Genomic DNA, 23,347 nt, shown 5'->3' with positions numbered 1-23,347 from the left:
GAGCCGGGCCCGATGGGCGGGTGGACGAAACGTGCGCGGACTTAGAAGATCCGCAGGGTGTAGTTGACGCTCGGCAGGTCCCGGGCCATCCAGTACTCTTCCGAGCGGACGGGCGGGGTGTGACCGAGGCCGTCCTTCCGCAGGGCGGAAATGGTGGCTGCGAGGCCGGCGATGATCAGGACGATGACGGCGATTCCGAGGAGTTCCATACCTCTATGGTTCTCCTGGCCGGACACTAAAAAAAGTGGCAGAAATGACCAAAAAGCTATAATTTCTGCCACACTGGAAGCATGATCAAATCAGTGGCAATGATCGTGGTTCCCAACTTCTCGATCTTCGAGTTCGCGACCGCGTTCGAGGTCTTTGGCATCGACCGCTCAGACCGCGGAAACGGCGTGCCCGCCTTCGATTTCCGCGTCTGCGCACCCGAACCGGGCGACGTCCCGCTCAAGTCCGGCCTGTCCATGCACGTCGGTCTCGGGCTGGAAGCGGCCGCGGACGCAGACCTGGTGGTGATGGCGCCGTACGGCCGGGACGAGGACGTTCCCGAATCCGTCCTGGAAGCGCTGCGGGCGGCCCATGCCCGGGGCGCCTGGGTGATGTCCATCTGTTCCGGTGCCTTCGCCCTGGCCCGGGCGGGCCTGCTCGATGGCCGGCGATGCACCACGCACTGGCATTACTCCCAGGAGCTGGCCAGCCGCTACCCGGCCGTGCTGGTGGATGAAAATGTCCTCTACGTCGAAGACGGCCGGATCATCACGAGTGCCGGCACGGCCGCAGGGATCGATGCCTGCCTGCACCTGGTCCGCGTTGAGTTCGGCGCCAAGGTGGCCGCCGCCATCGCCCGGGACATGGTGGTCCCGCCGCACCGGGACGGCGGCCAGGCCCAGTACATCGACCGGCCCATTCCGCAGTGCGGCTCGGAGCCCATGGAGCAGCTGCTGCAGTGGATGGTCCGGCACCTGGACGAGGAACACGCGGTCAACGAACTGGCGGCCCGGGTCCATATGTCACCGCGGACGTTTGCGCGGCGCTTCCGCGCGGAAACGGGGGCCACCCCGGCGGCCTGGCTCAATTCCCAGCGGGTGCTCCGCGCCCAGGAGCTGCTGGAGACCACGGAGCTCAATATCGATGAAATCGCGAGGGAATCCGGGTTCGGGCATTCGGTCCTGTTGCGGCACCACTTTACGAAGGCGCTGGACACCAGCCCGCAGTCCTACCGGCGCACGTTCCGGGGGCACCTGGCCACGGCATGAGCGGCGACGGCTAGCCAAAGCCCGGCGGCGCCGACTCCTCGGCCGCGGCCCGCGCGCATTCGACGAGGTCGCGCCACGGGCCCGTCAGTTCACGCTCGGGCAGGACCGCCCGGCGTTGATCGGCCCGGATGCTGTACATGAACCGGTCCGGCTGGCCGGATGCACCGCTGATGCCGGCAACGTCGTCCCAGGGGCAGGCCTCGATCAGCGGCTGCCACCGGTCGGTGTCCTCGGGCGGCTCGGGCCGGACGGTCCACGTCCTTTTCATTCCGGCCACGCCGCCACTGCGCTGGACAGTAATCTTCATCGGACTCGGACCTTCATCGGACTCGGATCTGCAGGGGCTGGGCTTATCGCCGGGCTCCCGGGAACTTGACCTTCACAGTTTCCCACGCGGAGCGCACGGCGTCATGTTCCTTGGAATCCTCGCCGAAAAGCTCCTTGGCAGAGGCGGCAGTGGCCTTGGCGAAGGCACCGAACGTGGCGGTGGGGGACAGCGTGCCGCCCGTCAGCGTCTCGTACCAGATCTGTGCCGGTGCGTCCCAGGCATTGCCGCCGAGGGCAGTGGCCACCAGGCAGAACGCGCGGTTGGGGATACCGGAGTTGATGTGCACGCCGCCGTTGTCCGCGCTTGTGCGCACGTAGCCGTCCATCGAGTCCGGCTGCGGGTCCTTGCCGAGCACGTCGTCGTCGTATGCCGTTCCGGGAGCCTTCATGGAACGCAAGGCGGCCCCCTGCACCTGGTCGGTGAAGAGGCCTTCGCCGATCAGCCAGCTGGCCTCCGCCGTCGACTGCTTCCGCACATACTGCTCAACGAGGGCCCCGAAGACGTCGGACATCGATTCGTTCAGGGCTCCGGCCTGGTTGCGGTAGACCAGCCCGGCAGAGTACTGGGTCACGCCGTGGGTGAGCTCGTGGCCGATGACGCTCAAGGATTTCGTGAACCGCTCGAAGACCTGCCCGTCACCGTCGCCGAAGACCATTTGCTGGCCGTCCCAGAACGCGTTGTCGTACAGGCGGCCGTAGTGGACCGTGGCATCGAGGTGCAGGCCTTTGCCGTCGATCGAATTGCGTCCGAAGGCCTCGGCGTAGAGGCGGTGCGTGTGCCCCAGCCCGTCATAGGCCTCATCGGCGGCGGGATCGCCGGTGGGCGGTTCGCCTTCTTTGCGGACCACGCTGCCGGGCAGCTTCTCGGCGGACTTGGCGTCGTAGACCGTCCGTTCCGGCGGGGACGGCTTGATTTCCCGCAGGCCCGGATGACTGCCGGGCCCGGCCACCGCGCGGGAGGCCTGGAAGCTCGGGACGTGTTGCAGGGCTTCCTTTGCCCCGCGGGCGGCCCTGGAGAGCTCCGGCTCGCGCTGCGCGGCCAACCGGCGGAGCAAGTAGGGAGGAACGATGGAACAGTACATAGTTGAGAAGAACACTTGAGACCCCCTTCACGCTTCGGAGCCGGCAGGGTAGCCCGCCACCGATGAAAACAGCCTACGAGGGGGCACCGACAATCGGCAGGGGAAAAGCCGCTGGATTTCCGCGGTCTTTCGGCGGGATCCAGGGCACAAAAAACCCCGCCGTTTCAATGAAACAGCGGGGATGTGCCGGCGATGCCGGTATTTTGTGCCCTCGATAGGATTCGAACCTACGACCTTCTGCTCCGGAGGCAGACGCTCTATCCCCTGAGCTACGAGGGCAGTCAGGGTTCCTGCCGTTACCGGCGGGACGTCCTAGAGCTTAGCAGGAAGGTGGCCTCCAACGGAAAACCATGGAAAACGGTCACTCATTTGTGGAGTCAAGCAGCGTCGGGTGCGTCTTAAGCCGGCATGAGATGCGTGACGAATCCGGGAACTGGCCGGCCGCCCCGTAACCGCTCCCTGGCCGGCTCAGCAGCCGCACCGTCACCTCAGTAGCCGGTGAAGGAGTCCACGTGCACCCGGCGGGCGCCCGCGCCACGGGCCGCGGCCCGCAGCGAACGCACGCTGGCGGGCGAGCCGGAGACGAAGACTTCCCGGCCGCCGATGTCCGGCACCAGATCCTTGAGGGCCGCCGCGTCAATCCTTCTGGCGCCTGCGTCCTCCATGGTGGCCGGCGGCGCGGAGCCGTCGGCCAGCCGGGCCAGGATGCGCGCCCCCGAGCGCTGCAGCTCCTCGGCGTAGCCCAGTTCGGCGGCACTCTTGGCCAGGTACAGCAGGACAATGTCGCGGCCCCCGGCCGGTGCCCCGGCCAGTTGGGCCATGTAGGGGGTGATCCCGATTCCGGCGGCGATGAGCAGCACGGGGGTGGCCGGATCCCGGGGCAGGACGAAATCGCCGCTGACCATGGTGGCGGTCAGTCCGTCGCCCGGTTCGAGAGCCAGCAGCGAGCGCTTGGCTGAGGACACCGGTTCGGCCGTCCCCACCCCGATCGTCAGCAGGGATGCTCCGGGTGCGCTGGTCAGGCTGAACACGCGCCGGATTCCCTTGCCATCACCCTTGCCGGGGGCCTTCCCATCGCCCTTGGCGGCGCGAGTGCCTCCGGCCGTGTCCGGGGGCAGGTGCAGCTCCAGGGCCTGTCCGGGAGCGAAACGCACCGGACGCTCCGGGCGGAAGCTGAATTCCGTCGTCGTGGGCGTCAGCGGACGGCTCGCGACGAACCTCAGCCGGACCCCGCCCCGCTGTCCAACGGCGAAGGCAAGCACGTTGCCCGCGAGCAGCGCCAGCTCGGGGGAGTTGGCCACAAACCCCAGGTTGTACGGGAGGGCAAACAACACCCCGACGACGGCGGCCAGCGCCAGTTGCTGCCAGCGCCGCGGGGGCAGCGTGAGCGGCTCGGTGAGCATGAACCCGACGAAGAACAGCACCGGACGCTGCGCGAGCGTCTGCCACAGGGCCTCGGGAAGCTCCATCCCGGCCCGGAGCAGATCCGCGGCCACAATGGACACGGCAGCCACGGTGAAGACGGCGGCCATGGCGAACTTCCGGGTCCGGTAGAGCACCAGCAGTACGCCCGGCAGCACAAGCCAGAGCATGGCCGGCGTCGCGGCCCACCAAGTTGCAATGTTGAGCCCGGTCAGCCCTGCGAGCAACGCGCCGGCCGCGGCCGGATTGAAGATGTGCCGGCCGCGCCAGGCCAGCGCGTACTTCGAGGCCGATGCCAGGACGCAGGCAAGGGCGACGCCGGCGACTTCCGCCAGCTGGAGGCCCTGGGTCAGCTCGCTCGGCCAGAAAAGCTCGCTCGGCCAAAAAAGGAAGTACAGCAGCAGGCCGGTGATGAGCGAGGATTCCGTGTGCGGCCGCACATGGAACAGCGCACCCAGCCCCTGGCTGGAGGCATACGTCAGACCAAGGCACAGGGCCAGGTGGGCCAGCATTTCCGGCAGCCCGAACGTTAGCCAGCCCAGCACATTGAGCAGCAGGCTGTAGCCGGCCAGGACGGCCAGGACCCACAGCACCAGCCGGTACATCGTGAGCCGGCCCAAGGCGGTGTCCAGCCTCGAGCCGAGTGCGGCGGTGGTGATGGCAGTCATGAGAACAGGGCCCCTTCAAAGTCGGCTGAATATTCCGCGTGCCCGTCCGCATAAACCGTGAGCCAGGCGAACTCGAACTCCTGCTCCAGCCGCGGACCGTCGACAAAAAACAACGCAGTGGCCAGCGCATCGGCCACCATCGCGGTCCCGGCCATGGCCCAGCTGGCGACGACGGTACGCACCGGCGCTCCCGTGGTGCCGTCCAGGACATGATGGAACCCGTCGCCCCAGGCCCGCCGGTTGGCGGCGGAACCGCACAGGGCGCCGGCCCCCAGCTGGACGGTGCCGATGGCCCGGGTGGGATCGTAGGGGTGCTCAAGGGCAACCGCCACGGGATCCGGCCCCGGATTCAGCAGGTCCCCGCTGGCATCGATGAAATGCTCGGCGCAGCCGCCGTCCCTGAGCCGGGCGGAGAGCAGGTCGGCCAGCTGCCCCTTTCCGGCCGCGCCGACGTCGATCACCACCGGGGCCGTGGTTGTCAGCGCGGTGCCCTGCCAGTCCAGCACATCCTCCCACTGCGGGGCGGGAAGCGGCGCACCGCCCGGGCTCAGGGTGTAGGCGGCGTCGTAGCCCAGGCGCTCCAGGCTCCCGCCGATGAGCGGGGTCATCGCACCCTTGGTGAGCCGGTACAGGGTGCCGTACAGCTCGCCCAGGGCGGCCGCTTCGGCGGGCAGCTCAATGCGGCCGGGTGTCCGGGCTGCGTCGGCAATGAGCGAATCGGGACGGAACCGGGACCACGCGGCGTCGTACTCATCCACCGCGGCGAGCAGGCCACGGCGGTGCCAGTCGGAGAGGCGGGATGGCGTGGAGATCTCCCAGCGGGTCCCGATCCCGTCAAAGCTGAAGTGCGCCCAGCCCGGATGCGCCACGGTTCCTCTGTTCTCTGTTCCCGTGTTGCGCTATTGGGCCTGTGACTTGATCTTCGCCACGGCCTGGTTGAAGCCGCCGCTGGTCAGCGAGGATCCGGCCACTTTGGAAACCTTGATTTCGTCCAGCTTCTTGCCAACAACCTGGGACTGGATGCCGCCGGCGAACTCGCCCTGGAACTTTCGGGTGTTCGGATTCGAGGGGTGCTGCGTGATCTTCACGTCGGACACGGCACCGCCGGCAAGCGTCAGCTCCACGCCCACGGTCTCGGTGCCGTTGGGGGAGGTGTAGTTCCCGTCAGCGCTGTACGTGCCGTCCTTGTAGGAGCCGGTACCGGCAGCGGACTCGGATGCCGGGGGCGCGCCCTGGGCGGCCGGGGCCTGCGCAGAAGGGGCGCAGCCGGCCGCAGTTCCGGCCACGGAGAGGCCGGCAATGCCGACGAGGACGCTCTTGCGGAAGGCGGTATTCATGCGGGACTCGATTCTGTGCGGGGATCGGACAGCGAACAAACAGCGGACAATGTGGAGGCATGACAGGGGTGCAGACGTTGAATTCAGGGTAACGGTTCACCCTGCGTGCGGGGCATTGACGACCTTGGGTCTTCCCTGAACCGGCCCCCGCCGTCATGCCGGGCGCCAGATTCCGCCACACTCCGGGCCCACCGGTAGGCTAGAAGTGTGACCCCAGAAGAACTCTCCCTCGCCATATCCGCCTGCCTGAAGGACGCCGTCGCCGCCGGTGACATAGCCCTCTCCGCGGCTGACATCCCGGATGAGGTGCGCGTGGAGCGCCCCAAGAACAGGGACCACGGGGACTGGGCCACCAACGTCGCCCTCCAGCTGGCTAGAACAGCGGGCACTAACCCGCGGGAGTTCGCGTCCGTCCTGAGCGCCCGGCTCAAGACGATCGACGGCGTCTCCGCGGTGGACATCGCCGGCCCCGGCTTCCTGAACATCACCGTGGACGCCGCTGCCGCCGGTGCGCTCGCCAAGGCGATCGTCGAGGCCGGTGCGGCCTACGGCACCAACACCGCGCTCGCCGGGCACGTGGTCAACATGGAGTTCGTCTCGGCCAACCCGACCGGCCCGCTGCACATCGGCCACACCCGCTGGGCGGCCCTCGGCGACGCGATCGCCCGCGTCCTCCGGGCCTCCGGTGCCGACGTCACTGCCGAGTACTACATCAACGACGCCGGGTCCCAGATGAACGTGTTCGCGAACTCCGTGTTCGCCAGGCTCCACGGCCAGGACGTGCCCCAGGGCGGCTACCCGGGCCAGTACATCGCGGACCTCGGCCACGAGGTGCTCACCGAGCATCCGGACATCCGCGAACTCACCGAAGTGGCGGCCCTGCCGGTGATCCGGGGCGCCGCCTACAAGGCGCAGATGCATGACATCAAGCAGACGCTGGCCGAGTTTGGCGTCGACTTCGATGTCTACTTCTCCGAGCAGGAGCTCCACGACGCCGGCGCGATCGAAGACGCCGTCGCCCGCCTGCGCGAACAGGGCCACGTGTTCGACGACGGCGGCGCAGTCTGGCTGCGCACCACCGACTTCGGCGATGACAAGGACCGCGTGATGGTCCGCGCCAACGGCGAGCCCACCTACTTCGCTGCCGACGCCGCCTACTATCTGTCCAAGAAGGACCGCGGCTACACCGAGAAGATCTACCTCCTCGGCGCCGACCACCACGGCTACATCAACCGGCTCAAGGCCATCGCGGCAGCCGCAGGCGATGACCCCGAGGTCAATATCGAGGTCCTGATCGGCCAGCTGGTCTCCGTCAACGGCGCCAAGCTGTCCAAGCGCGCCGGCAACATCATCGAGCTCAAGGACCTCATCTCCTGGCTCGGCAAGGACGCCGTCCGGTACTCGCTGGCCCGGTTCCCCGCCGATTCGCCGCTGACGCTGGACCCGGAGCTGCTGAAAAAGCACAGCAACGAAAACCCGGTGTTCTACGTCCAGTACGCCCACGCCCGCTCCCGCGGCGCCGCCCGCAATGCCGTGGCCGCCGGCGTGGAGCGCCGAGTGGACGGCAAGGACAGCTTCAACGCCGCCCTGCTGGACCACGCCACCGAAAACGAGCTGCTCTCGCACCTGGGCAGTTATCCCTCGATCGTGGCCAAGGCCGCCGAGCTGCGCGAGCCGCACCGCGTGGCCCGCCACCTCGAAGTCATCGCCGGCGCCTACCACCGCTGGTACGACGCCTGCCGCGTGGCGCCCCAGGGCGAGGAACCCATCACGGACACCAACCGCACCAGGCTGTGGCTCAATGACGCCACCAGCCAGGTGCTGGCCAACGGACTGGAACTGCTGGGCGTCTCGGCGCCGGAACGGATGTAACCGCCATGACCGCAAATTCAAGACAGCCGGCCGAGGCACGCAACACCGGTAACGCAGGCTCCCCGCTCGCACCGGACTGGCTTGAGGTTCCCGCCGACCTCAATGCCCTCCACGAGCCGCTGTGGGCCGGCGGCGTGGCGCGCAACGACGACGGCGAGCTCACCATCGAAGGGCTGACGGTCAGCGAGCTGCAGCGCCAGTACGGCACGCCGCTGTTCGTGCTGAGCGAGACCGACTTCCGGGCCCGGGCCCGGGCGTTCAGCGACGCCTTCAACGACGCCTTCGCGGATATTTGCGGGGGAGTGGACGTCTACTACGCCGGCAAGTCCTTCCTGTGCACCTCCGTGGTCCGGTGGGTCGAGGAAGAGGGGCTGCGCCTGGACACGGCGTCCGGCGGCGAGCTCGCCGTGGCCTTCCGCGCCGGCATCCCCGGCGCCGACGTCGCCCTGCACGGGAACAACAAGTCCGACGGCGAAATCCACCGGGCCCTGGACATGCAGCTGGGCCGGATCGTGGTGGACAGCCTCGACGAGCTCGAACGCGTCGCGGCGATCGCCGCCAACCGGGGCGACACCGCCAGGGTGATGCTGCGGCTGACCCCCGGAGTGCACGCCCACACCCACGAGTTCATCGCCACCGCCCACGAGGACCAGAAATTCGGCCTGTCCATGGCCGGGGACTCCACGGACCAGGCCGGACTGTCCGCCGCAGAGGAAGCCGTGGCCGCGGCCACCGGGCACGCCAGCATCGACCTGCTGGGCCTGCACTGCCACATCGGCTCGCAGATCTTCGAACCCGACGGCTTCGCCCTCGCAGCTGAGAGGCTGCTGGACTTCCTGGCGGCGATGCAGTCTAAGTACTCCATCGTGCTGCCCGAACTTGACCTCGGCGGCGGCTACGGCATTGCCTACACCCCCGTGGACACCCCGCGCCCGGCCGCCGAGATCGCGCAGGCGATGGCCGCCGTCGTCCGTTCCAAATGCGCTGCCCTCGGCATAACCGCCCCCCGGATTTCGATCGAACCGGGCCGCGCGATCGTCGGAAGCACCACCTTCACGCTGTATGAGGTCGGCACGCTCAAGACCGTCCGGGTGGATTCGCCGTCCTCCGGAGCCATTGCTGGTGCCGCGGCCGGCAACGACGGAGCCGGGGACGTTACGCACCCCCGCCGCTATGTGTCGGTGGACGGCGGGATGAGCGACAACCCCCGGCCGGTGCTGTACGACGCGGATTATTCGGCGATTCTCGCCTCGCGGAGCTCCGACGCGGCGCCGCAGCTGTCCCGAGTGGTGGGCAAACATTGCGAGAGCGGCGACATAGTTGTTAGAGATGTATATCTGCCCGAGGACGTGGCAGCCGGTGATCTGCTTGCTGTGCCGGGGACCGGCGCCTACTGCTGGGCCCTGTCAAGCAACTACAACTATCTGGCCCGGCCGGGCGTTATCGCTGTCAGCGACGGATCTGCCCGGCTCATTGTCCGCGGGGAAACCGAAGAAGATTTGCTCAACCGCGACATGGGAGTCTGAATGTCTGAATTGCGAACCCTGAAAGTGGCCCTGCTGGGCTGTGGCAACGTTGGGGCCCAGGTTGCGCGGATTCTCATTGACGACGCCGACGCCCTCGCCGCGCGCACGGGCGCCCGCCTGGAACTGCAGGGCATCGCGGTGCGCAACCTCGATGCCGAGCGCGACGTCGAGCTGCCGAAGGAGCTGTTCACCACTGACGCCGAAGTCCTCGTCAAGGACGCCGACGTCGTCATTGAACTCATGGGCGGCATCGAGCCGGCCCGGACCCTGATCCTGACCGCCATGCGGCACGGTGCCTGTGTTGTCAGCGGCAACAAGGCGCTCCTGGCCCAGGACGGCCCCACACTGTACGAGGAAGCGGACAAGGCCGGGGTGCAGCTGTCCTACGAGGCAGCCGTGGCCGGCGCCATCCCCATCCTGCGGCCCATCCGTGACAGCCTGTCCGGCGACCGGATCACCCGGGTGCTCGGGATTGTCAACGGCACCACCAACTTCATCCTCGACCAGATGGACTCCACCGGCGCGCAGTTCGCCGATGCGCTGGCCGAGGCCCAGCGCCTGGGCTATGCGGAAGCCGACCCCACGGCCGACATCGAAGGCTACGACGCCGCCGCCAAGGCCGCGATCCTCGCCTCACTGTCCTTCCACACACGGTTCGCCCTCGAAGACGTCTCGTGCGAGGGCATCACGTCGGTCACCGCGGCGGACATCGCCGCCGCCAAGGAGGCCGGCTTTGTCATCAAGCTGCTGGCCATTGCCGAGAAACTGGTGGACGAGGACGGCAAAACCGGCGTCTCGGTCCGCGTCCACCCCACGCTGCTGCCCCGCGAGCACCCCCTCGCCGCCGTCCGCGGTGCGTTCAACGCCGTCTTCATCGAAGCCGAGAACGCCGGCGAGCTCATGTTCTACGGCCAGGGCGCCGGCGGCACCCCGACGGCGTCCGCCGTGCTGGGCGACCTCGTCTCCGCGGCCCGCCGCATTGTCCTGGGCGGACCCGGCCGCACCGAAACCACCACCGGGCACGTGCCGTCGCTGCCCATCGACGCGGCCGTCACCAGCTACTACATCGGACTCGACGTCGCGGACCAGCCCGGCGTCCTGGCCCGGATCGCGCAGCTCTTCGCGGAGCACGGCGTGTCCATCGAAATCATGCGGCAGACCATCCACCGCGACGCCGACTCCAACGTGGAGTCGGCCGAGCTGCGGATCGTGACACACCGTGCACGCGAAGCCGCACTTGCAGCAACCGTCGAGGCCGTCAGGCGCCTGGACGTCATCAATTCCGTCACATCCGTACTCCGGGTAGAAGGAGTCTAAGTGGCTCACCAATGGCGCGGTGTCATCCGCGAATACGCCGACCGTCTTCCTGTCACGGAAGCGACCAAGATCATCAGCCTGGGCGAGGGCGGCACCCCGCTCGTGCACGCCCGCCACCTCTCCGAGCTGACCGGCAGCACCGTCTACCTCAAGGTCGAAGGCATGAACCCCACCGGTTCCTTCAAGGACCGCGGCATGACCATGGCCATGACGGCAGCGGTGGCCGCCGGCGCCAAGGCCGTGGTCTGCGCCTCCACCGGCAACACCTCTGCCTCCGCCGCGGCCTACGCCACGGCGGCCGGGCTGCAGTGCGCGGTGCTGGTCCCGGAGGGCAAGATCTCCATGGGCAAGCTCAGCCAGGCAGTCGCGCACGGAGCCACGCTGCTGCAGGTGGACGGCAACTTCGACGACTGCCTCGACATCGCCCGCAAGCTCGGCGAGTCCTACCCCGTGTTCCTGGTCAACTCCGTCAACCCGGCCCGGATCGAAGGCCAGAAGACCGGTGCCTTCGAAGTCGTGGATTCGCTGGGCGACGCCCCCGACTTCCACGTGCTCCCGGTAGGCAACGCCGGCAACATCAGCGCGTACTGGAAGGGCTACAAGGAATACGCCGCGGCGTATGAGTCGCCCACCGCCGGGCCGCTGCCCGCCGTGTCCACCAAGACACCCGTCATGTGGGGTTTCCAGGCCGCAGGGGCGGCACCCTTCGTGGCAGGCCACCCCATCACCGAGCCCGACACCATTGCCACCGCCATCCGGATCGGCAACCCGGCCTCCTGGGACACTGCCGTGGCAGCCCGGGATGAATCCGGCGGCGTGATCGAGGCCGTAACGGACGAGGAAATCCTGTCCGCGCACCGGTGGCTCTCCGCCCGGGAAGGCGTCTTCGTGGAGCCCGGCTCCGCTGCCGGCGTCGCCGGGCTGATCAAGAAGCACGCGGCCGGGCAAGTGCCGGCAGGCAAGACGATCGTGATCACGGTGACCGGTCACGGCCTCAAGGACCCGCAGTGGGCACTGCGCACCGAGGACGGCAGCGACGTGCAGCCGGTCAAGGTCTCCAACGACGTCGTCACCGTCGCCGCAGCACTGGGACTGGAAGAAAAATAACGTTGGAAACAACCCTCACCGTCCCCGCCGAATCAGCTGCCGGCTCCCCGGCCGTTCCGGCGGGCCAGCTGGTCACCGTGCGGGTCCCGGCAACGAGCGCCAACCTGGGCCCCGGGTACGACAGCCTCGGCCTGGCCCTCTCGCTGTACGACACGTTGACCGTGGAAACCCTGGCCAGCGGTGAACTTGAATTCGAGCTCAGTGGCGAGGGTGCCGCGTCCCTGCCCCGGGATGCGACGCACCTCGTGGTCAAGGCCCTCACCGAGGCCCTGCACCGTCTCGGGTTCCGGCACGAAGGCTTGCGGATCACGGCGGACAACGTCAACCCGCACGGACGGGGCCTGGGATCCTCGGCCTCGGCCGTGGTAGCGGCCGTCAGCGCCGCGAATGCCCTGGTCCCGGAGGCCGCCCGGCGTGGCCGCGACTGGATCCTGCAGCTCACTAGCGAAATGGAAGGCCACCCGGACAACGTTGCACCCGCCATTTTCGGCGGACTGGCGCTGTCATGGCAGGACAGTGACCAGTACAGCAGCACGTGCGCTTCCGTGGCCGCCTCGGTGATCCCGGTGGTCGCCGTGCCGGACTACGAGCTCTCCACTGAGGCCGCCCGGGCCCTTTTGCCCGCCTCCGTGGGCCACCATGCCGCGGCCATGAACTCCGGGCGCGCGGCCCTGCTGATCCATGCCCTGACCGCCGACCCGGAATTCCTGCTGCCCGGCACCGAGGACTACCTGCACCAGAGCTACCGCGCCCAGGCCATGCGGCCCAGCGCGGAACTGATCGGGGCGCTGCGCCGGGCAGGGCACGCCGCCGTCGTATCCGGCGCCGGGCCCACCGTGCTGGTCCTGGCCAACGGCGAAGCGGAAGCCGGTGAGGTTGTGGACTTCATCGGCGCCCACACCGCGGGCAACACGCCGGAAGTGGGCTGGCGTGTGATGAAGCTGGCCGTGGACGTCGAAGGTGCTAAAGTGGAAGTGCACCGGCGGTAAATACGCAGGCGGTAAATTTAGTAACCGTTGTAAGACCGCGATGTTGGCCACGTAGCCTCTCTCATCTTTCACTGCGCAATATTTTCCGGTGCCACCTGCTTTCGGTCTGACGCAGGAATCAGCAGAATTGATCTGCCCCCTGAAACTCAGCCCGCCGTTCCTCATTCTCGGATCGTGCATGGTGAAGCAATATCCGGCCCTGCTGGCCGAAATCCATCCGGCAAGGCCGAAATCCCGGCTGCAGATCTGAACTGCAGCCCAGATCAAATCACCGCGTCCAGCTCCTAGCCTGGACGCCGTCGAGGGGGAAGGATCCTTCGTGACCGAAACCACTGAGCTGTCTCCGGCTGTGGATACATCTTCTGCTGCCGAATCAACGGCAGCACCCGCCAAGAGCAGCGGCCTTGCAGGCCTTAAGCTCGCCCAGCTCCAGGCCCTCGCCAGCCAACTGGGCATTTCCGGCGGTTCCCGCATGCGCAAGGGTGATCTGGTCACAGCCATTTCCGCCCACCGCGCAGGCACTCCGGTAAGCAAGGCTCCGGCCCGCGCTGCCGAAAAGGCGAGCGACAACGGCACTGTTTCCCACGCAGCCGCCCCGGCAGCTGCGCCCGCAACGGCGCCCGCCGCCGATGACGAGTCCCTGGCAAGGGAAAACACCGCCCAGGAAAGCCCCCGCGCACGCCGTGGCCGCAGCCGCCGTGCAGGCAGCGACGGCGTCGTCACGGCGCCCGTCGTTGAGGCACCCGCCGCCGCCCCGGCCGAAGCCCCCGCGGCTTCCACCGACTCCGGCGCGTCCGCCACTGCCGAATCCGGTTCTGCCGTTTCCGGGACCGAAGGCAGCGACCGCACGAGGCAGCCGCGCACCCGCAACCGCCGCCGCGGCGAAGCCGCTGCCCAGGCCACCGAGGCCGGCCAGACCGCCGGTGAGGCCCAGGCCGAACAGCCCGCCGCCGAGCAGCGCACCGAACAGCGCGAACAGCGTGAACAGCGCACCGAACAGCGCGAACAGCGCGAACAGCGCGAGCCGGGCAGCGAAGACGGCCAGCGCCGCGACACCCGCACCCGTGGAGGCCGCGACGAGTCCGCCGGCACCCGCGAGAACACCCGCGACAACACCCGCGACAGCGATGATTCTGACGGCGGAAGCCGCCGGAACCGCCGCAACCGTCGTGACCGCAACGACCGCGGTGACCGCCAGGGCCAGCAGGACAGCCGCGACAACTCCTCGCGCAACGACCGCTTCCGCGACCGCAACGACCGCCGCCGCGGGCGCCAGCAGGGACCCGACGTCGACGACGTCGAGGTCACCGAAGACGATGTCCTGCTGCCGGTCGCCGGTATCCTCGATGTGCTCGAGAACTACGCGTTCATCCGCACCTCCGGTTACTTGCCGGGCCCGAACGACGTCTACGTCTCGCTCGCCCAGGTCAAGAAGTACAACCTGCGCAAGGGCGACGCCTGCGTCGGCGCCATCCGTGCACCGCGCGAAGGCGAGGACCGCAGCCAGCAGTCCGCCCGCCAGAAGTTCAACGCCCTGGTCCGCGTCACCTCGGTGAACGGCAAGACGCCGGAAGAGCTCAAGGACCGCGTCGAGTTCGCGAAGCTCGTCCCGCTGTACCCCTCTGAGCGCCTGCGCCTCGAGACGGACCCGAAGAAGATCGGCCCGCGCGTCATCGACCTCGTGGCCCCGATCGGCAAGGGCCAGCGCGGTCTGATCGTTTCGCCGCCGAAGGCCGGCAAGACGCTCATCCTGCAGTCCATCGCCAACGCCATCACCACCAACAATCCTGAGGTCCACCTCATGATGGTGCTCGTTGACGAACGTCCCGAAGAAGTCACGGACATGCAGCGCACCGTCAAGGGCGAGGTCATTGCCTCCACCTTCGACCGTCCCGCCGACGACCACACCACCGTGGCCGAGCTTTCCATCGAGCGCGCCAAGCGCCTCGTGGAAATGGGCATGGACGTTGTGGTGCTCCTGGACTCCATGACCCGCCTGGGCCGCGCCTACAACCTGGCAGCCCCGGCCTCCGGCCGCATCCTGTCCGGTGGTGTGGACTCCGCCGCGCTGTACCCGCCGAAGCGCTTCTTCGGTGCAGCCCGCAACATCGAAAACGGCGGCTCGCTGACCATCCTGGCCACCGCGCTCGTCGAGACCGGTTCCAAGATGGACGAGGTCATCTTCGAAGAGTTCAAGGGCACCGGCAACATGGAACTGCGCCTGTCCCGCCAGCTCGCGGACAAGCGCATCTTCCCGGCCGTGGACGTCAACGCGTCCGGTACCCGCCGTGAGGAAAACCTGCTTTCCCCCGAGGAAGTCAAGATCATGTGGAAGCTGCGCCGCGTCCTGTCCGGACTCGAAACGCAGCAGAGCCTTGAGCTGCTGACCAACAAGATCCGGGAGACCCAGAGCAACGTCGGGCTCACGATCTGCGATCGAGAGCCACCCGGCTACGGCAGGCCCGAAGCCACTCCCTGGCCGGCATATTTTGAGCGGCTTCTGGTTTAACTCACCACCCCCTGGCCGGAGCAACGCGGGGTCACCTACGGCCCATCAGGGCCGTTGGAATGGGCGGTAAGTGACCCCGCGTTGCAGTAACTAGACTTGAGAGAGTCGAAAGAGGTTTGAAAATGTTTGAGTCCGTACAGGGCCTGTTGGATGAGCACGACTCGATCCAGGCCCAGCTGGGGGATCCTGCTGTCTACGCTGACCAGCGGCTGGCCCGGAAGCTGGGGCGGCGGTCTGCCCAGCTGAACGGCATTGTGGAGGCCTACCACCGCTGGGAAAGCATCCGCGATGACCTGGCCGCTGCCAAGGAAATGGCGGACGAGGACCCCGAGTTCGCGGCCGAAGTGCCCGAGCTGGAGGCCGCGCTGGAGACGGCGGCGGCCAAGCTGCGCCGGCTGCTGATCCCGCGCGACCCGGACGACTCCCGCAACGTGATCCTCGAGGTCAAGGGCGGCGAGGGCGGCGACGAGGCTGCCCTGTTCGCCGCGGACCTGCTGCGGATGTACAGCCGTTACGCGGAATCCCGCGGCTGGAAGACCGAGATCATCTCCGCCACCGAATCGGACCTCGGCGGCTACAAGGACGTCCAGATGGCCGTCAAGGGCAGTTCGAACGATCCGGCCGAAGGCGTGTACGCCCGGCTCAAGTTCGAAGGCGGCGTGCACCGGGTCCAGCGTGTCCCCGTCACCGAATCCCAGGGCCGCATCCACACCTCGGCCGCCGGCGTGCTGGTGCTGCCTGAAGTTGACGAGCCCGAGGAACTGGAGATCAACCAGAACGATCTCAAGATCGACGTCTACCGCTCCTCGGGTCCCGGCGGGCAGTCGGTCAACACCACCGACTCCGCCGTGCGCATCACCCACCTTCCCACCGGAATCGTCGTCGCCATGCAGAACGAGAAGTCGCAGCTGCAGAACCGTGAGGCCGGCATGCGCGTGCTGCGGGCCCGCATCCTGGCGCACCAGCAGGAGCTGATCGACGCCGAAAACTCGGCGCAGCGCAAGTCGCAGATCCGCACCATGGACCGCTCCGAGCGCATCCGCACCTACAACTACCCGGAAAACCGGATCGCGGACCACCGCACCGGCTACAAGGCCTACAACCTGGACCAGGTCATGAACGGCGACCTCGAACCGGTGATCCAGTCGGCCATCGAATTGGACGAGCAGTCCCGGCTCGACGCCATCGGCGAATAGGCGCGGGCCACTGGTGATGACTGCAGGTGATGGTCCGAGCCTCGCGGCGGCCGTCAGCGAGGCGACGGCGGTCCTCGCGGCGGCCGGCGTGCCCAGCCCGCGCGTGGACGCCGAGCTCCTGGCCGGGCACCTGCTCGGCGTCGGGCCCGGCCGGCTGCGCGCGCTGATGCTCGGCGACTCGCCGGCGCCGGAGGGCTACGCCGACCTCGTCGCCGAACGGGCGCAGCGGATCCCGCTGCAGCACATCACGGGCGTGGCGCACTTCCGCTACCTCGAACTCGCCGTCGGTCCCGGCGTGTTCATCCCGCGGCCGGAGACCGAATCCGTGGTGCAGCTGGTGCTGGACTGGATCAAGGGCAGGGACGGCCTGGCGCACCCCAAGGTCGTGGACCTGGGCACCGGATCCGGTGCGATCGCAGGGTCGATCGCCCACGAGGTTCCCGGCGCGGAAGTCCACGCGGTCGAGTACAGCGAATTCGCACATGCCTGGGCCGCGAAAAACTTGGCTCCCCTGGGTGTCCACCTCATCCGGGGCGACCTGCGCGACGCGCTGGGCGAACACAACGGCACGTTCGACGTCGTCGTCTCCAACCCGCCCTACATTCCCGCCGAAGCGATCCCGAACGAACCCGAAGTGGCGCTGCACGACCCGCCCGAGGCGCTGTACGGCGGGGGAGCGGACGGGATGGAACTTCCGACGGCGGCGGCAGCCTCGGCTGCCCGCCTGCTGGTCCCCGGCGGCTACTTCGTGATGGAGCACGCCGAGGTCCAGTCGGAATGGATCGCCGCGATGCTCAAGCGCGCCGGGGTGTTCGCCGAGGTAACAACGCACCGGGACCTCAACGGCAGGGACCGGGCCACCAGCGCCGTCCTGGCACCGTTGGAGCCGACCCCTGCGAAAAATCGTGTGACGAGTGATGAAAGAATAGGCCAGTGACGAATAGCTACGATTGCACGGCGGCCGAGCAGCGCGCTGCGGGACTTGAGCACGCCCAGCGGGCCATCCGGGAGAACAAGTGCGTGGTCTTTCCCACGGACACGGTCTACGGCATTGCCGCCGACGCTTTTTCACCCCTCGCCGTGACCCTGCTGCTCGCGTCCAAGGGCCGGAGCCGGAAGATGCCGCCGCCGGTGCTGATCCCCAGGCTGAACGCCCTCGATGGCCTGGCCACGGACGTTCCGGCCGAGGCGCGGCGGCTGGCCGAGGCATTCTGGCCCGGCGGCCTGACCCTGATCCTGCATGCCCAGCCGTCCTTGGACTGGGATCTCGGCGAAACCAAGGGCACGGTCGCCCTGCGGATCCCGGCCGACGAGATCGCCCAGGACCTGTTGACGCTCACCGGACCCCTCGCGGTGTCCTCCGCGAACCGCACCGGGCACGCAGCGGCGCAGACCGCGGCGGACGCCGAGGCCCAACTGGCGGAATCCGTGGAGGTTTACCTTGAGGGCGGGCCCCGGCCCGCCGACGGCGCCGAGGCCCTCGCCTCGACCATCGTCGACGCGACGTCACTGCCCTTGCGCGTCGTCCGGCAGGGAGCCATCAGCCTCGAACGCCTGCGCGGCGTGGTGCCCGGCGTCGTGGACGTCGACGGCAACGCGCCCGATGCTGCGGAAGCTGTGGAGCCCGCCGGTGCGGCGGGCGACGCTGCGCCGGAGCCCGGTTCCGCATGACGCTGGAGCGCCAGCGCGTCCCCTTCCTCGAGGTCGAAGCGACCCCCGTAACTGTGTCGGAGCTGACTGCGGTTCTCAGCACCTTCATGGCCGAGGGCCGGACCCGGATCGTGGTGGGGCACAACCTGCACAGCGTGACGCTGCTGCACTCCGATCCCGCCTTCCGCTCTTTCTACGAGCGCAGCGACGTGGTCCTGATCGACGGCGCACCGGTGCTCTGGCTCTGGGCGAAGACCGGCGAAGAGGACGACGGCCGGGAACCGGTGATGGACTACCGGCTGGGGTCGACGGACTGGATTCCCGCGCTCGGCAACGTCGCGGGCTTGGAGCGCATTGCGGTCATCGGCGCAGGCGCCGTGGCCAACGCCGGCGCCGTGGACAGGCTGCGGGAGATCGTCCCCGGGGCGCGGGTCGACGGCATGCCCGGCGAAGGCTGGAACAAGGATGTTGAGGAAGCCGCGGTCGAATGGCTGAACCGGCTGCGCCCGCAGCTTGTGCTGCTGGGCCTCGGGATGCCGCTGCAGGAACAGGTCCTGGCCCGCCGGCTTGCCGCGCTTCCGCCGGCCGTGTACTGCGCCGTCGGCGGCGCCATCGAGCAGATTGCCGGTGTGCAGAAACTGGCGCCGCGCTGGATTGGCCGGCTCGGGCTCGAGTGGGCCTGGCGGCTCATGCTCCACCCGCAGCGGGTGGCCTACCGGGTGTTCGGTGAGCCCTGGGTGCTGCTGGGCCTGCTGCTTCGCCGGCGCCTGCGCCGGCAGCCCTAGGCTGCCGGCGGCCGGCGGCGGTTAGAACTTCTGGTCCTCCAGCGGGCCGAAGCCCTTGCCGCGGAGCCCGGCGGAAAAGGCGCGGAACCAGTCAGCGAGCCCGCGGAAGTCGCCGCTGCGCAGGAAGTAGCCGAGGTAGCCGCCCACATCCGCGATGAAGGACTTGACCCGGAAGTGACGGCGGATCATGTAGCCGCGGTTCCGGTAGTAGAAGTAGCGCTTGAACGCGGAATCCGGAACAATCACGTGCCACCGCGCACCGAAGACGTGCTTGGTTTCAGAGAAGGCGTGCGGGTGCGTGATGGCCGCGGTGGTCACCGTGCCGAAGCGGATCCCGGCCTTCCTGAGCCTGAGCGTGAAATCCACTTCGTCGCCCCGGATGAAAAGGCGCATGTCCGGCAGGCCGACTTTGAAGAAGACATCGGAACGGATCAGGGCGCCGTTGAAGAAGTGCCCGTCGTCGGGCAGGAAGCCGACCTTCTCCACTTCCGCGCGCTCATGCGTGACCTTGCCGCCCAGGCGGAAGAAAAAGGACAGCTGGTCCGGGTGGCCGGGGGCCACCACGAGGGGCACGACGGCGTCCAGGTCACGGTCCTGCGCCTCACGGAGCAACGTGGCAAGGCAGTGGGGATCTGCCGGTTCGGCGTCGTCGTCCATCATCCAGATCCAGTCAGCCCCGCTGGCCACGGCCTTGAGGATGGCCAACGAGAATCCGCCGGCGCCGCCAAGGTTTGCCTCGGACCGGACATAGTCCACGTTGGCGTGCTTGCCGGCAACCTCCTTCGAGGGCACGGTGCCACTGTCGACGAGGCAAATGGACTGCACTGGAGCGGTCTGGTTGTTGATGGCGTCCATCAGGACCGCCAGCTCCCTGGGACGGTCAAACGTCACGGCAGCGACTGCAACCGAGGGGGTCATCGCGGGGTCCTTTCAGCACGACCGTCAGTGGTTTTCCCGCCGGCAGAGGGCCGTGTGACGCGAAGACAGGTGGCCGTTGGCATTAGTATCTTGACTAGAGTCCACTGTAATACAGCCCTGTCAGGCACTACGCACTGCCTGCCCTGCGCACGGCGACGGAGAAGTTTCATTTTTCGAAAGACAGTTCCACGGCAATTGAATCCACCCCATTTCCGCAGCTCACCGGCATGTCCGATGCTGCGGGAGGTGCCGGCGTGTGTTGCCTGCGCTGACGTTACTGACGGTGTTTGGCTGGTGGCCGTCCCGTGATCATGTACCTGCTCATGATGCTGACGGCAGCGATCGTGACCTACGCGGCCACATGGGGTGCCCGGCTCGCGGGCAACAAGCTGGAGCTGTATTCCCCGATCCGCAGCCGCGACATGCATTCCACCCCGATCTCCCGGCTCGGCGGCCTGGGCATCTTCGCGGGCGTCCTGGTTGCCCTGGTCACGGCCAGTAACTCGTTTTTCGTCAAGGACATCTTCCGAAACAACACGGCGCCATGGGGAATCCTGGCCGGGGCCGCCGTGATCGTCGTGGTCGGCGTGGCGGACGACCTGCTGGATCTCCGGTGGTGGGTCAAGCTGATCGGCCAAAGCGCCGCGGCACTGGTCGTAGCCACCTGGGGAGTCCGGATGACGATCATCCCTTTCATCCCCGAGCCGATCGTGATTCAGAACGAGGCCGTGAGCATCGTGCTGACGGCCGGTCTGATCGTGACCACCATGAATGCGTTCAATTTCATCGACGGACTGGACGGCCTCGCCGCGGGCGTGGCGATCATCGGCGGGGCGGCGTTCTTCCTCACGGCCTACTGGGTGCACCGGACGGCCGTCCTGCTGGACCGCTCGGACCTCGCCACCCTGCTGACCGCCGTTGTGGTCGGCAGCTGCGTCGGTTTCCTGCCGCACAACTGGTTTCCCTCCAAAATCTTCATGGGCGATTCCGGAGCCATGCTGATTGGCCTGCTGATGGCCTCGGCCGGCGTGGTCTCGACCGGTCAGATCAGCTCCGGCCTCTACGACCGGGCCAACGGCATCCCCACGATCATCCCAATCCTGTTGCCGTTCGCGGTACTGTTCCTGCCGCTGCTGGACCTGTGCCTGGCGGTGGTGCGGAGGACCGCGCTGGGCCGATCACCGTGGTCAGCGGACCGCGGACACCTGCACCACAAACTCCTGGACATCGGTTACTCGCACCGCGGCGCCGTCGTGCTGATGTATCTGTGGACCTGCATCCTGGCCTTCGGCGGCCTCGCCTTTGCGATCTTCCCCTGGCACATAGTCCTCGCCATCGATCTGGCCGCCGCGGCAATCATGGCCGTGGTGACAGCCTGGCCCTACCTCCGCCAGCGGGGTCCGCGACAGATGGCCCGCACCCCCGAATAGCCTGCCCGGCATGCCGGAGGAACCTGCTCCGGCGCGCTTTTCCGAATAATTTCTATCTAATGTAGAATTCAGGGGCGGTACTTCGCCGCCTGCCTTGACCAGCAATACGCCAGCGACGATTGGGATCTCATGACCTCCAACGCCGAACCGGAACCCGCTTCCGGCAACGGACCCGTTGGCGTCTCCGGCCCCACAAAATCCCTGTGGCTCAGGCTGCTGGCAATGAGTTCCGCCGCCTCCGCCGCAGCCCTGGTGCTGACCGGCATCGCCGCCTTCGTCTTCAACGGCGCCGTGGGGTTCTGGTCCGCGCTGTTCGGGGGCGCGCTGGTGATGGCCTTCTTTGCCATCAGCCTCGCGGTGGGCCACTTCGTCGGCCGCAGCAACCCCTCCGGCGCGATCGGACTGTTCGTCGCGACGTACTTCGTCAAAGTGGTCGGCTTCGCCGTGGTCCTCTTCGTCATCGGCGCTCCGGCCTGGCTGCACGGCCGCTGGTTCCTGATCGGCGCCGTCGTCACCGTCGTGTTCTGGCAGGCAGCCGAAATTTACGGTTTCAGCAAGGCCAGGCTCCAGATTTACAACGATCCCGAAACCCGAAAAGGCGGCACCGATGTTTAGCCGCAAAACCGGCCGCAAGCCGGTTACCGGACCACGTAGCGGACCAAAAAACCAGCCAGCCAAATCACCCAAAACTACGGCCGGTGCCCCCGGTGTATCGACCGACGGAAGCGACGGCGGATACAACGCCGGCATCGCCGTCTTCAGCTACATTGTTGGCGGAATCATCGTCTGGAGTTTGATAGGGTGGGGACTGGATAATCTGTGGGGAACCCGCTGGATTGTGCTCGCAGGCGCTCTGCTTGGAGCTGCGGGAGGGTTCTATCTTTCTCATATGCACGGCCTCACCAGTAACAGAACTTCAGCTGATGACGGCACTGCTGCACGTGGCCCGTCCCAGGACGAGGAACAGTAATGCCAAATAATTTCACAGGGGGAGAGGCGGGCACCAATGTCGCCGGTCCCCGCCCAACGCCCAATGATGGACACTGCAGAGAGGAAACGCGTTGATCGCGCTTGCGCTCCCGGCCCAAGATTCAGGAACCTTCACGCCTCCTGGAATTGAAGAACTTCACCTGCCGGCTATCATCCCCTGGGGTGCTGCCGACGGATTTTCCAAGCAGATGCTGCTGGTCATCCTGTCGGTCGTCATTATCGGTACATTCTTTGTGATCGCTGCGCGGAAGCAGCAGCTCGTTCCCGGCAAGCTGCAGTTCGCAGGCGAGGCCGCCTATAGCTTCGTCCGCAACAGCATCGCCAAGGACATTATCGGCGGCCGGGACTTCATGAAGTATGTCCCGCTGCTGTTCACGCTTTTCTTCTTCATCCTCGTGAACAACATCTACGGGGCAATCCCGCTGATCCAGCTTCCGACCTTCTCGCACGTTGGCGGGGCCTACGTGCTCGCAGCGATCGTATACGTCACCTGGATCGCCGTCGGCGTCCGGAAGAGCGGCCTGAAGTACTTCAAGCTGGCCACGGTCCCGTCCGGTGTGCCGTTCTACATTCTCCCGATCGTCGTCCCGATCGAGATCATCTCCAACTTCCTGGTCCGCCCGGTCACGCACAGCCTCCGTCTGTTCGCCACCATGCTGGCCGGCCACTTGATCATCATGATCTCCGGTGCTGGCATCGAATACCTCGTGATGCAGGAAAACGTCCTCCTCAAGGGTGCGTCCGTACTCGTCCTTGGCGGTGCGATCGCCATGTACATGCTCGAAGCGCTGATCATGGTGCTGCAGGCCTACGTCTTCACGCTGCTGACCGCCATCTACATCGAAGGCGCGCTGCACGCCGACAGCCACTAGGCGAAGGCCTTCAGGCGCAAACGCCAGAAGGCACAACCCCAGCCGGCACAACATAGTCTTCCCCTCACGGGGATGAAGCAACCCAAACAACCTG

At 67.3% G+C, this 23,347-nt stretch carries 22 protein-coding genes and 1 tRNA gene; 15 read left to right on the top strand and 8 right to left on the bottom strand.

All coding sequences use genetic code 11. From position 1 onward, the window contains the following. Positions 1 to 41: 41 nt before the first annotated feature. The gene (locus AC1DXI_RS19345; protein WP_018775683.1) at positions 42 to 209 is read right to left on the bottom strand and encodes a hypothetical protein; all 168 of its coding nucleotides are present in this window, start codon (positions 207 to 209) and stop codon (positions 42 to 44) included. 81 nt (positions 210 to 290) lie between these two features. Here AC1DXI_RS19345 and AC1DXI_RS19340 point away from each other — a divergent pair, with 81 nt between their 5' ends. Next, positions 291 to 1,256: a GlxA family transcriptional regulator gene (locus AC1DXI_RS19340; RefSeq protein WP_459385209.1), complete on the top strand. Its 966-nt coding sequence runs from the start codon at positions 291 to 293 to the stop codon at positions 1,254 to 1,256. A 10-nt stretch (positions 1,257 to 1,266) separates the two neighbouring features. On the opposite strand, the gene AC1DXI_RS19335 is transcribed toward AC1DXI_RS19340, so the two are convergent. From AC1DXI_RS19335 to AC1DXI_RS19310, 6 genes are all read right to left on the bottom strand, one after another. Next, positions 1,267 to 1,563: a protealysin inhibitor emfourin gene (locus AC1DXI_RS19335; RefSeq protein ID WP_476939939.1), complete on the bottom strand. Its 297-nt coding sequence runs from the start codon at positions 1,561 to 1,563 to the stop codon at positions 1,267 to 1,269. A gap of 43 nt (positions 1,564 to 1,606) precedes the next feature. Next, positions 1,607 to 2,665 (bottom strand): M4 family metallopeptidase, encoded by a 1,059-nt coding sequence (locus tag AC1DXI_RS19330; protein ID WP_476939945.1) that lies wholly within the window; start codon positions 2,663 to 2,665, stop codon positions 1,607 to 1,609. 206 nt (positions 2,666 to 2,871) lie between these two features. Continuing rightward, positions 2,872 to 2,944: transfer RNA gene (locus tag AC1DXI_RS19325), tRNA-Arg, on the bottom strand. A 209-nt stretch (positions 2,945 to 3,153) separates the two neighbouring features. Then, on the bottom strand, positions 3,154 to 4,755 hold the full coding sequence (locus tag AC1DXI_RS19320) for an FAD-dependent oxidoreductase (protein WP_476939938.1): 1,602 nt from the start codon (positions 4,753 to 4,755) through the stop codon (positions 3,154 to 3,156). Next, the gene (locus AC1DXI_RS19315) at positions 4,752 to 5,624 is read right to left on the bottom strand and encodes an FAD:protein FMN transferase (protein ID WP_476939937.1); all 873 of its coding nucleotides are present in this window, start codon (positions 5,622 to 5,624) and stop codon (positions 4,752 to 4,754) included. Before AC1DXI_RS19315 ends, AC1DXI_RS19320 begins: the two co-directional genes overlap by 4 nt. Before the next feature lie 30 nt (positions 5,625 to 5,654). Next, positions 5,655 to 6,092: an FMN-binding protein gene (locus tag AC1DXI_RS19310; protein WP_018775690.1), complete on the bottom strand. Its 438-nt coding sequence runs from the start codon at positions 6,090 to 6,092 to the stop codon at positions 5,655 to 5,657. 207 nt (positions 6,093 to 6,299) lie between these two features. Between AC1DXI_RS19310 and argS the strand changes: the two genes are divergently transcribed. The 10 genes from argS to AC1DXI_RS19260 all read left to right on the top strand — a co-directional run bounded on the left by argS (position 6,300) and on the right by AC1DXI_RS19260 (position 19,043). Next, complete coding sequence (argS, locus tag AC1DXI_RS19305) at positions 6,300 to 7,964, top strand: arginine--tRNA ligase (protein WP_476939936.1); 1,665 nt, start codon at positions 6,300 to 6,302, stop codon at positions 7,962 to 7,964. Positions 7,965 to 7,969: 5 nt separating this feature from the next. Then, positions 7,970 to 9,490, top strand: coding sequence for a diaminopimelate decarboxylase (gene lysA, locus AC1DXI_RS19300; RefSeq protein ID WP_476939935.1), 1,521 nt, complete (start codon positions 7,970 to 7,972; stop codon positions 9,488 to 9,490). Next, a complete protein-coding gene (locus AC1DXI_RS19295; RefSeq protein WP_026539630.1) occupies positions 9,491 to 10,807 on the top strand; it encodes a homoserine dehydrogenase in 1,317 nt (438 codons plus the stop codon). After that, a complete protein-coding gene (gene thrC / locus AC1DXI_RS19290; RefSeq protein WP_476939934.1) occupies positions 10,808 to 11,914 on the top strand; it encodes a threonine synthase in 1,107 nt (368 codons plus the stop codon). Between the two features lie 2 nt (positions 11,915 to 11,916). Continuing rightward, the gene (gene thrB, locus AC1DXI_RS19285) at positions 11,917 to 12,903 is read left to right on the top strand and encodes a homoserine kinase (protein WP_476939933.1); all 987 of its coding nucleotides are present in this window, start codon (positions 11,917 to 11,919) and stop codon (positions 12,901 to 12,903) included. A gap of 319 nt (positions 12,904 to 13,222) precedes the next feature. Further along, positions 13,223 to 15,412 (top strand): transcription termination factor Rho, encoded by a 2,190-nt coding sequence (gene rho / locus AC1DXI_RS19280; protein WP_476939932.1) that lies wholly within the window; start codon positions 13,223 to 13,225, stop codon positions 15,410 to 15,412. 122 nt (positions 15,413 to 15,534) lie between these two features. Next, positions 15,535 to 16,608, top strand: a complete 1,074-nt coding sequence (gene prfA, locus AC1DXI_RS19275) for a peptide chain release factor 1 (RefSeq protein ID WP_026539626.1) — start codon at positions 15,535 to 15,537, stop codon at positions 16,606 to 16,608. Positions 16,609 to 16,624: 16 nt separating this feature from the next. Further along, the gene (prmC, locus tag AC1DXI_RS19270; RefSeq protein WP_476939931.1) at positions 16,625 to 17,545 is read left to right on the top strand and encodes a peptide chain release factor N(5)-glutamine methyltransferase; all 921 of its coding nucleotides are present in this window, start codon (positions 16,625 to 16,627) and stop codon (positions 17,543 to 17,545) included. Further along, positions 17,542 to 18,279, top strand: coding sequence for an L-threonylcarbamoyladenylate synthase (locus AC1DXI_RS19265; RefSeq protein ID WP_476939930.1), 738 nt, complete (start codon positions 17,542 to 17,544; stop codon positions 18,277 to 18,279). The genes prmC and AC1DXI_RS19265 overlap by 4 nt, the downstream gene beginning before the upstream one ends. Next, positions 18,276 to 19,043 (top strand): WecB/TagA/CpsF family glycosyltransferase, encoded by a 768-nt coding sequence (locus tag AC1DXI_RS19260; protein ID WP_476939929.1) that lies wholly within the window; start codon positions 18,276 to 18,278, stop codon positions 19,041 to 19,043. The genes AC1DXI_RS19265 and AC1DXI_RS19260 overlap by 4 nt, the downstream gene beginning before the upstream one ends. 21 nt (positions 19,044 to 19,064) lie before the next feature. Here AC1DXI_RS19260 and AC1DXI_RS19255 read toward each other — a convergent pair whose 3' ends face one another. After that, a complete protein-coding gene (locus AC1DXI_RS19255) occupies positions 19,065 to 19,961 on the bottom strand; it encodes a glycosyltransferase (RefSeq protein WP_476939928.1) in 897 nt (298 codons plus the stop codon). A gap of 305 nt (positions 19,962 to 20,266) precedes the next feature. Here AC1DXI_RS19255 and AC1DXI_RS19250 point away from each other — a divergent pair, with 305 nt between their 5' ends. The 4 genes from AC1DXI_RS19250 (at position 20,267) to atpB (ending at position 23,253) form a co-directional block, all read left to right on the top strand. Continuing rightward, positions 20,267 to 21,391 (top strand): MraY family glycosyltransferase, encoded by a 1,125-nt coding sequence (locus AC1DXI_RS19250; protein ID WP_476939944.1) that lies wholly within the window; start codon positions 20,267 to 20,269, stop codon positions 21,389 to 21,391. 129 nt (positions 21,392 to 21,520) lie between these two features. Continuing rightward, complete coding sequence (locus tag AC1DXI_RS19245) at positions 21,521 to 22,006, top strand: hypothetical protein (protein ID WP_476939927.1); 486 nt, start codon at positions 21,521 to 21,523, stop codon at positions 22,004 to 22,006. Further along, positions 21,999 to 22,361 (top strand): hypothetical protein, encoded by a 363-nt coding sequence (locus tag AC1DXI_RS19240; RefSeq protein WP_081627372.1) that lies wholly within the window; start codon positions 21,999 to 22,001, stop codon positions 22,359 to 22,361. The genes AC1DXI_RS19245 and AC1DXI_RS19240 overlap by 8 nt, the downstream gene beginning before the upstream one ends. 91 nt (positions 22,362 to 22,452) lie before the next feature. Beyond that, entirely contained in the window at positions 22,453 to 23,253 is an 801-nt protein-coding gene (gene atpB, locus AC1DXI_RS19235) for a F0F1 ATP synthase subunit A (protein WP_018775705.1), read from the top strand. The last annotated feature ends 94 nt before the right edge of the window (positions 23,254 to 23,347 follow it).

This window comes from Arthrobacter sp. P1_H7, assembly GCF_056405215.1.
This window is presented reverse-complemented; position numbering and strand designations above follow the sequence as displayed.

Bases quoted from the DNA above. Each gene is read 5' to 3' on its own strand.
- AC1DXI_RS19240 (WP_081627372.1), top strand. From the start codon at position 21,999: ATGTTTAGCCGCAAAACCGGCCGCAAGCCGGTTACCGGACCACGTAGC.
- AC1DXI_RS19310 (WP_018775690.1), bottom strand. From the start codon at position 6,092: ATGAATACCGCCTTCCGCAAGAGCGTCCTCGTCGGCATTGCCGGCCTC.
- AC1DXI_RS19245 (WP_476939927.1), top strand. From the start codon at position 21,521: ATGACCTCCAACGCCGAACCGGAACCCGCTTCCGGCAACGGACCCGTT.
- prmC (WP_476939931.1), top strand. From the start codon at position 16,625: ATGACTGCAGGTGATGGTCCGAGCCTCGCGGCGGCCGTCAGCGAGGCG.
- AC1DXI_RS19320 (WP_476939938.1), bottom strand. From the start codon at position 4,755: ATGACTGCCATCACCACCGCCGCACTCGGCTCGAGGCTGGACACCGCC.
- AC1DXI_RS19340 (WP_459385209.1), top strand. From the start codon at position 291: ATGATCAAATCAGTGGCAATGATCGTGGTTCCCAACTTCTCGATCTTC.
- lysA (WP_476939935.1), top strand. From the start codon at position 7,970: ATGACCGCAAATTCAAGACAGCCGGCCGAGGCACGCAACACCGGTAAC.
- AC1DXI_RS19345 (WP_018775683.1), bottom strand. From the start codon at position 209: ATGGAACTCCTCGGAATCGCCGTCATCGTCCTGATCATCGCCGGCCTC.
- AC1DXI_RS19255 (WP_476939928.1), bottom strand. From the start codon at position 19,961: ATGACCCCCTCGGTTGCAGTCGCTGCCGTGACGTTTGACCGTCCCAGG.
- AC1DXI_RS19330 (WP_476939945.1), bottom strand. From the start codon at position 2,665: ATGTACTGTTCCATCGTTCCTCCCTACTTGCTCCGCCGGTTGGCCGCG.
- AC1DXI_RS19260 (WP_476939929.1), top strand. From the start codon at position 18,276: ATGACGCTGGAGCGCCAGCGCGTCCCCTTCCTCGAGGTCGAAGCGACC.
- AC1DXI_RS19295 (WP_026539630.1), top strand. From the start codon at position 9,491: ATGTCTGAATTGCGAACCCTGAAAGTGGCCCTGCTGGGCTGTGGCAAC.
- prfA (WP_026539626.1), top strand. From the start codon at position 15,535: ATGTTTGAGTCCGTACAGGGCCTGTTGGATGAGCACGACTCGATCCAG.
- AC1DXI_RS19335 (WP_476939939.1), bottom strand. From the start codon at position 1,563: ATGAAGATTACTGTCCAGCGCAGTGGCGGCGTGGCCGGAATGAAAAGG.